The sequence below is a fragment of the Serratia sp. PL7 genome (assembly GCF_945957435.1).
Window position 1 is genome coordinate 98,379 of record NZ_CAMFLB010000030.1, and the last position, 8,022, is coordinate 106,400.

The following is an 8,022-nucleotide window of genomic DNA, read 5'->3' on the forward strand; positions in this document are numbered from 1 at the left end:
AGCCGCTGGTGTGGCTTTTGTAGGCGCGCTGGAATGCCCAAGGGGGGGCCCTAGAGCTAAATTTAACCTGGTGTTTTGATGACTAATTAATACAAAGTTAACTATAAACTCATCCCTGAAGGGGTTTTAAGATTAATCTTCCTAACTTATCTGTGAGGTAAGGTATAAGCGAGCTTTGATAAAAATGCCATAGGTGGCAATGATTATTGTGCTGATTTGATATTGATAAAAATTCTTATTTACCACGATGGGTAAGTACCCATCGATAATTGATGGTTTCTTAATTCAGCGGGGTGATTTAATTTTAAATTAGATAACTTGTATTTTAATTACCATTAAAATTAGCTGTTACTACATGTTTAATTGATTGTAATCAATCATTTAATTTTTTTATGTTAAAGATTTTACTTATTTTGTAAGTGGTGCTACCGGGTGGGGTAAATAAGATAATGGCATTACAAAATTAATGGTTTTTACGGGTTTTATTGACATATTTTTTCTTGATAATAAAGAGATGTTTTTTGAAAGTGTGAGGCCAATACTTTTTATTTATTAGTTATGCTACTGATTTCTCTATGCGTCATAAGAAAACCTTCATATTCTGGGGTGAGGAGGCGTGGCGGACCACGCCTGGCTGACCTATAGCATGGTGTAGGCTTTTTTCAGCCCGGTGTCTTCTTCAGGATCCGCACCTTGAGGATGGGCAGGCTCTTCTTCCGTGAGCGATTCAGTCAATGGAGCTTCTGCTAGCGGATCGGGAGCGGCCTCCGGCGCGGGCATCGTATCTTGAATGGTCTGCTCATCGAACGTCGGGTTTAATGCCGGGGAAAGGGGGGAACTGGAGAGGCTGTCTGGCATGGCGATATGGGGCACTGGCGCATCCTGTACAAACTGCGACTCATCCTGTTTGACCGTTCTGCTGCAAGCCATAATCAACAGACCACACAGCGCGAAAAACACGTACAGGATGTTCCCACCCAAAGGCTGGATCAACGCACCGACGGCCAGCGGCCCGATGCTGGCCCCCACGCCAAACGCCATGAGCAAGCAGGCAGCCAGGGAAACGCGGCGTTCTGGCTCAATCATGTCGTTGGCCAGCGCTACCGCCAGCGGATACAGGGTGAACTGCAACATGCTGACCATGAAGCCGACGATCAGTAACACCGGGAAATCGATATGGGGCAATAGGGCGAGTGGCAAGGCGGCAATCACCAGCAGTAGTGCGTTAACCCGCATCAGCAGCGTACGGTTGTAACGGTCTGACAGCCAGCTCAGCGGAAACTGCGCCACCAGCCCGGCAAAGATAGCAATCGCCATAAACAGACCGGTTTGCTGAGTGGTTAATGCCTGCTGGCTGGCATATACCGGCGCCAGCCCGTAGAAGGAACCTACCACCATGCCGATCACCAGCGTGGTGGCCAACACTTTAGGGATGGCGTGCACAAAATAGCGCAGCTCCATGGGGGCGGGCGACATATGTCGGGCATTGGTGCGGGTTGTCAGAGCAATCGGCACCAGGCAAAGGGAAAAACACAGCGCGATGAGCAGCAGCGTGCTGATGCCAAGGTTGGCTTGCAGCATCAATACGATCTGCCCCAGCGACATGCCAAGATAAGAGGCCGCCATATAAAAGCCGAATACCATGCCGCGCTGATTGGATTCGGACTGATCGTTCAGCCAGCTCTCCAGCACCATGTACTGGCACATCATACATAGGCCGATAATCAGCCTCAGTACCACCCAAACCGGGATGTATTCCGTCAGGCCGTGGCCCAGCACCGCTGCGGTAATGATCCCGGCGCAGGAGACATAGGCGCGGATATGCCCTACGCGGGCAATCAGAAAGTGGCCGACCTTGCCACCGATCACCAGGCCGATGTAGTTGGCGGCGATAATGGCCCCGATCAGGGCGCCACTGACGTTGATGGAGGTTAACCGCAGGGAAATGTAGGTGGTCAGTAACCCTGAACCCAGCAGCATCAGCAGGGTGGTGGTATACAGCGGAAAGAATACACCTAACGTTTTTTTCACTCGGCCTTCCTGTTTTAGTCGAAGATTGAGGCAAATGGGTTTGCCGCAACAAGCTGGACGTATCCCCGATACTAGCAGTTAGTACAACGGCTTAAAACCGCAGCACTGCGAAGCGCTTGGCATTTCGGCCGGTAAAATGCCGCAGAGGCTTGATAAATGCTACCATCAGGCGCATATACCTTGATTGATTAAAAGGAGAGGCCATGAGTGAGAAACGGTTGCGTGAGCTCAGTATTGCCGTCGGACAAAGGCTAAAGGCCAGTGGGCGTTGGATCAGCTGCGCAGAGTCCTGTACGGGCGGTGGTATTGCCAAGACAATTACCGATATCGCTGGCAGCTCGGCCTATTTCGATCGCGGCTTTGTCACTTATAGCAACGCGGCAAAGCACGAACTGCTAGGGGTGGCGGAAGCGACCCTGCAGGCTCATGGCGCGGTCAGTGAGGAAGTGGTGCGTGAGATGGCGCAGGGCGCGATGCATGCGGCCAAGGCCGATCTGGCGCTTTCGGTCAGCGGCATTGCCGGCCCAGACGGTGGCAGTGTGGAAAAACCGGTGGGCACCGTCTGGTTTGGTTTTGCCGAACGTTCCGGCCGGGTGCTGGCACGCAAAATGCAATTTACCGGCGATCGTGACGCGGTGCGTCTGCAGGCAACCCTTTTTGCGCTGCAAACGGCGCTTGATGAATTTTTGTAAAATTAGGCTTGATACTGTATGACCATACAGTATAATTAGCGACAATTTCCTGCACAACATACATTCAGCGGCAATGTGAGTCACTCTGACATTGCGCAACGAAGGAGCAAAAATGGCTATTGATGAGAACAAGCAAAAGGCGTTAGCTGCGGCACTGGGCCAGATTGAGAAACAGTTCGGCAAAGGCTCCATCATGCGTCTGGGTGAAGACCGCTCCATGGACGTAGAAACGATCTCCACCGGCTCGCTGTCACTCGATATTGCACTGGGTGCAGGTGGCTTGCCAATGGGCCGTATCGTCGAGATTTATGGCCCGGAATCCTCCGGTAAAACCACCCTGACTCTGCAAGTTATTGCCGCTGCGCAGCGCGAAGGTAAAACCTGTGCGTTTATCGATGCCGAACATGCGCTGGATCCTATCTACGCCAAGAAACTGGGCGTGGATATCGACAATCTGCTGTGTTCTCAGCCGGATACCGGTGAGCAGGCGCTGGAAATCTGTGATGCGCTGACCCGTTCCGGCGCGGTTGACGTCATCATCGTCGACTCCGTAGCGGCGCTGACGCCGAAGGCGGAAATCGAAGGCGAAATCGGTGACTCACATATGGGGCTGGCGGCACGTATGATGAGCCAGGCCATGCGTAAATTGGCCGGTAACCTGAAGAACGCCAACACCTTGCTGATCTTCATCAACCAGATCCGTATGAAAATTGGCGTGATGTTCGGTAACCCGGAAACCACCACCGGGGGTAACGCCCTGAAGTTCTACGCTTCTGTCCGTCTGGATATCCGCCGTATCGGTGCGATCAAAGAAGGTGATGAAGTTATCGGCAGCGAAACCCGCGTGAAAGTGGTGAAGAACAAAATCGCTGCGCCGTTCAAACAGGCAGAGTTCCAGATCCTGTATGGCGAAGGGATCAACAGCCGTGGCGAATTGGTCGATCTGGGTGTGAAACACAAGATGATCGAGAAGGCCGGTGCCTGGTACAGCTACAACGGTGAGAAGATCGGTCAGGGTAAGTCCAATGCCTGTAACTTCCTGAAAGAAAACCCGGCCATTGCTGCGGAACTGGATAAAAAACTGCGTGACCTGTTGCTGCACAGCAATGGTGAACCGGCTGCTGCCAGTGCCGAGAAGGCCGATGACAACGAAGCAGAAACCAGCGAAGAGTTTTAATCTTTGCCGGTGGGTATACGCCCCTTAGGGCGTATACCGATCACCAAGGCTTGCAGATATGAATGATGTAGGTTCCCAATCTGTTGGTAATCAGCAAAATACGTTGATTAGCCGTGCGATGCGGCTATTGTCACAACGCGATCATAGTGAAGCCGAACTGCGCCGCAAACTTGCGGCGCCGCCATTTATGGCGAACGCCAGATTCGGTAGCAAATCCCCTACAACTCCCCCCGAAGAACCCGTCGATCCCGCAATCATTGAACAGGTGATCAGCTATTGCTACCAGCATAACTGGCTGGACGATCGGCGTTTCGCCAATAGCTTTATCGCCAGCCGCAGCCGCAAGGGATATGGCGCGCAACGCATTCGCTCAGAACTGATGCAAAAGGGCGTGGATAAAGAGATGGTGCAGGATGCCTTGGCAGAATGCGAAATCGACTGGTGTGAGCAAGCCAGGGAGATCGCGCTGCGCAAATTTGGCGATCCGTTACCGGTAGAATGGAAAGAGAAAGCCAAGGTGTTGCGCTATCTGCTCTATCGCGGCTTCTTCCAGGAAGAAATTCAGTCGATTTACCGTGATTTTGAGCAATGAATGCACACGGCGTTTTACTTCCCCCCGAAGAAAATTTATCTTATCCCCACATTTAGTTCGTGAGCCAGAGGATATCGTCAGGATGTCGAGCCTCTTTCACGCATCGTTATTCTAGTCTTTCCGGGAAAATTATGAGCAAGAGCACCGCTGAGATCCGTCAAGCGTTTCTCGATTTCTTTCATAGTAAAGGCCACCAGGTTGTAGCAAGCAGCTCCCTGGTACCTAACAATGATCCGACATTGCTGTTTACCAATGCCGGCATGAACCAATTTAAAGACGTTTTCCTGGGGCTGGACAAGCGCGCCTACTCGCGTGCCACCACTTCACAGCGTTGCGTGCGTGCCGGTGGCAAGCACAACGACCTGGAAAACGTCGGCTATACCGCCCGTCACCATACTTTCTTTGAAATGTTGGGCAACTTTAGCTTCGGTGACTATTTCAAGCACGATGCCATCAGCTACGCGTGGGAACTACTGACCGGTGAAAACTGGTTCAACCTGCCGAAAGAAAAGCTGTGGGTCACCGTCTATGAAACCGATGACGAAGCTTTCGACATCTGGCAGAAGCAGATTGGCGTGCCTGCGGAACGTATCATCCGCATCGGCGATAACAAAGGCGCGGCCTTTGCTTCCGATAACTTCTGGCAGATGGGCGACACCGGCCCATGCGGCCCGTGCACCGAGATCTTCTTCGATCACGGTGACCATATCTGGGGTGGCCCTCCGGGTAGCCCGGAAGAAGATGGCGATCGCTATATCGAGATCTGGAACATCGTGTTCATGCAGTTCAACCGTCAGTCTGATGGCACCATGCTGCCGTTACCGAAGCCTTCGGTGGATACCGGTATGGGCCTCGAGCGTATCGCTGCGGTGCTGCAACATGTCAATTCCAACTACGAAATCGATCTGTTCACCACCCTGATTGCCGCCGTCGCTAAACTGACCGGCGCAACCGATATGGGTAACAAGTCGCTGCGCGTGATTGCGGACCATATCCGTTCTTGTGCCTTCCTGATCGCCGATGGCGTGATCCCGTCGAATGAAAACCGTGGCTACGTGCTGCGCCGTATCATTCGCCGCGCGATCCGTCATGGCAACATGTTGGGCGCGAAGGATACCTTCTTCTATAAGCTGGTTGCTCCGTTGATCGAAGTGATGGGCCCGGCCGCTGACGAGCTGAAACGCCAGCAGGCTCAGGTTGAGCAGGTACTGAAATCCGAAGAAGAACAGTTTGCCCGTACGCTGGAGCGCGGTTTGGCGCTGCTGGACGACGAACTGGCCAAGCTGCAGGGCGATACCCTGGATGGCGAAACGGCATTCCGTTTGTATGATACCTACGGTTTCCCAGTGGATCTGACCGCCGACGTCTGCCGTGAGCGTGGCCTTAAGGTTGATGAGCAAGGCTTTGAGCTGGCGATGGAGGCTCAACGCCGCCGTGCGCGTGAGTCCAGCGGTTTTGGCGCGGACTACAACAGTCTGATCCGTGTTGACGGCGCAAGCCAGTTCAATGGTTACGATCGCGAAGAGCAACAGGCGAAAGTTACCGCACTGTTCCGTGATGGTCAGCCGGTGGCTGAGATCCATGCGGGTGAAGAAGCCGTGGTGGTGCTGGACGAAACGCCATTCTATGGCGAATCGGGTGGTCAGGTCGGCGATAAAGGCGTGCTGAAAACGGCTGGCAGCGAATTCGTCGTGAGCGATGCGCAGAAATATGGCCAGGCTATCGGTCATCTGGGCAAGCTGGCTAGCGGCTCGCTGAAGCTGAATGACCGCGTTGATGCAGTGATCGACAGCGAACGCCGTAACCGTATCCGCCTGAACCACTCCGCTACTCACCTGTTGCATGCGGCATTGCGCCAGATCCTGGGTGAGCACGTAGCGCAAAAAGGCTCGTTGGTTAACGACAAGTACCTGCGTTTTGACTTCTCACACTCCGAAGCGATGAAGCCAGAACAAATCCGCGCGGTAGAAGATTTGGTTAACCAGCAGATCCGTCGTAACCTGTCGGTGCAGACCGAAGTGATGGCGTTGGACGATGCCAAAGAGAAAGGCGCGATGGCGCTGTTTGGCGAGAAGTACGATGATCACGTGCGTGTGCTGACCATGGGCGATTTCTCTACCGAACTGTGTGGCGGTACGCATGCCAACCGTACCGGTGACATCGGCCTGTTCCGCATCCAGAGTGAATCTGGTACAGCAGCCGGTATCCGCCGTATTGAAGCTGTAACGGGTGAAGGGGCGATAGCGACCTTGCATCAGCAAAGTGACCTGTTACAAGATGTTGCTCACTTGGTGAAGGGTGACAGCAATAACCTCAGTGATAAAGTGCGTGCGGTGCTCGATCGCACTCGTGCGCTGGAAAAAGAGCTGCAGCAGTTGAAAGATCAGCAAGCTGCACAGGAAAGCGCTTCGTTGTCGAGTAAGGCTACGCTGGTCAATGGCGTGAAGCTGCTGGTCAGCCAGTTGGATAACGTTGAGCCGAAGATCCTGCGTACCATGGTTGACGATCTTAAAAATCAGCTGGGTTCTGCGATCATCGTGTTAGCCACGGTGGAAGAAGGCAAAGTCAGCCTGATTGCGGGTGTTACCAAAGATCTGACCGACCGGGTTAAGGCCGGCGAGCTGATCGGCAACATCGCACAGCAGGTTGGCGGCAAGGGCGGTGGACGCCCTGATATGGCAATGGCTGGGGGCAGTGATGCCAGCGCCTTGCCTGCGGCATTAAACAGCGTAGAGGCCTGGGTGGCCGCGAAACTGTGAATATAAATAAATAGGCGCGTTACTGACGCCGTAAGCCACTGTGGCTTATGGCGTTTTTAGACTGTGCTAACACAATGTAGTGACAATTGCGGGAACAAAGTTTTCCAGGTCGGCTAAACTTATTCTTAATCTGGAGTGACACCAAGTCTGCTTACATTTATTGTGGGTTCTTGACTTACGTTTTCACTGCATATAATGGATAATGGCGGGGAAACTGAGAGACCCGACTCTTTTAATCTTTCAAGGAGCAAAGAATGTTAATTCTGACTCGTCGAGTTGGTGAAACCCTCATGATTGGCGATGAGGTTACGGTCACAGTGCTAGGGGTTAAAGGCAACCAAGTTCGTATTGGTGTGAATGCCCCCAAAGAGGTGTCTGTTCACCGCGAAGAAATCTACCAGCGCATCCAGGCCGAGAAGTCTCAACAGACGACTTACTGATTTCTAAGTAGCGTCTCGTTCTATAACGAGACGCTTCTTGCTTTTACTGACCCGCTTTCCCCCTCCTTTTCACACTTATCGTTATCTGCCCCCACTTTTTGACAATAATCTTTCTCCTGCGATCAAACTCTTATCCGCGGTAACACGGCATTTTCTTGTTGATAAAGCACTCTTTTTGCCGTGAAATCACTCATGTTGCCTGTGATTTGTGCAAACGCGCAAGAGTTGGGAAAAATTGTTTGACTTATAAACCCACGAAAGTAATATGTGCGCCACGCAGTGCCGATGAGCTTCTCTAAAGCAAGTTAGGCACGATTCGCAAGAAGCGTAC

Annotated in this window: 6 protein-coding genes; 5 read left to right on the forward strand and 1 reads right to left on the reverse strand. The window is 52.5% G+C overall.

The window, feature by feature from the left end; genetic code table 11:
- Positions 1–639: 639 nt before the first annotated feature.
- The gene (locus tag N6G83_RS47655) at positions 640–2,031 is read right to left on the reverse strand and encodes an MFS transporter (protein ID WP_074032097.1); all 1,392 of its coding nucleotides are present in this window, start codon (positions 2,029–2,031) and stop codon (positions 640–642) included.
- Positions 2,032–2,234: 203 nt separating this feature from the next.
- On the opposite strand from N6G83_RS47655, the gene pncC reads away from it, so the two are divergent.
- The 5 genes from pncC (at position 2,235) to csrA (ending at position 7,691) form a co-directional block, all read left to right on the forward strand.
- Positions 2,235–2,723, forward strand: coding sequence for a nicotinamide-nucleotide amidase (pncC, locus tag N6G83_RS47660; RefSeq protein WP_024530726.1), 489 nt, complete (start codon positions 2,235–2,237; stop codon positions 2,721–2,723).
- Between the two features lie 112 nt (positions 2,724–2,835).
- On the forward strand, positions 2,836–3,900 hold the full coding sequence (gene recA / locus N6G83_RS47665; RefSeq protein ID WP_065686951.1) for a recombinase RecA: 1,065 nt from the start codon (positions 2,836–2,838) through the stop codon (positions 3,898–3,900).
- Between the two features lie 58 nt (positions 3,901–3,958).
- Complete coding sequence (recX, locus tag N6G83_RS47670) at positions 3,959–4,492, forward strand: recombination regulator RecX (protein WP_065686950.1); 534 nt, start codon at positions 3,959–3,961, stop codon at positions 4,490–4,492.
- A gap of 131 nt (positions 4,493–4,623) precedes the next feature.
- Positions 4,624–7,251 carry an alanine--tRNA ligase gene (gene alaS, locus N6G83_RS47675; RefSeq protein WP_211136619.1) on the forward strand — a complete coding sequence of 876 codons (2,628 nt, stop codon included), beginning with the start codon at positions 4,624–4,626 and terminating at the stop codon, positions 7,249–7,251.
- A gap of 254 nt (positions 7,252–7,505) precedes the next feature.
- On the forward strand, positions 7,506–7,691 hold the full coding sequence (csrA, locus tag N6G83_RS47680) for a carbon storage regulator CsrA (RefSeq protein ID WP_004091602.1): 186 nt from the start codon (positions 7,506–7,508) through the stop codon (positions 7,689–7,691).
- The last annotated feature ends 331 nt before the right edge of the window (positions 7,692–8,022 follow it).

Coding starts and splice junctions, on each gene's coding strand:
- pncC (WP_024530726.1), top strand. CDS start 2,235: ATGAGTGAGAAACGGTTGCGTGAGCTCAGTATTGCCGTCGGACAAAGG.
- alaS (WP_211136619.1), top strand. CDS start 4,624: ATGAGCAAGAGCACCGCTGAGATCCGTCAAGCGTTTCTCGATTTCTTT.
- recX (WP_065686950.1), top strand. CDS start 3,959: ATGAATGATGTAGGTTCCCAATCTGTTGGTAATCAGCAAAATACGTTG.
- csrA (WP_004091602.1), top strand. CDS start 7,506: ATGTTAATTCTGACTCGTCGAGTTGGTGAAACCCTCATGATTGGCGAT.
- recA (WP_065686951.1), top strand. CDS start 2,836: ATGGCTATTGATGAGAACAAGCAAAAGGCGTTAGCTGCGGCACTGGGC.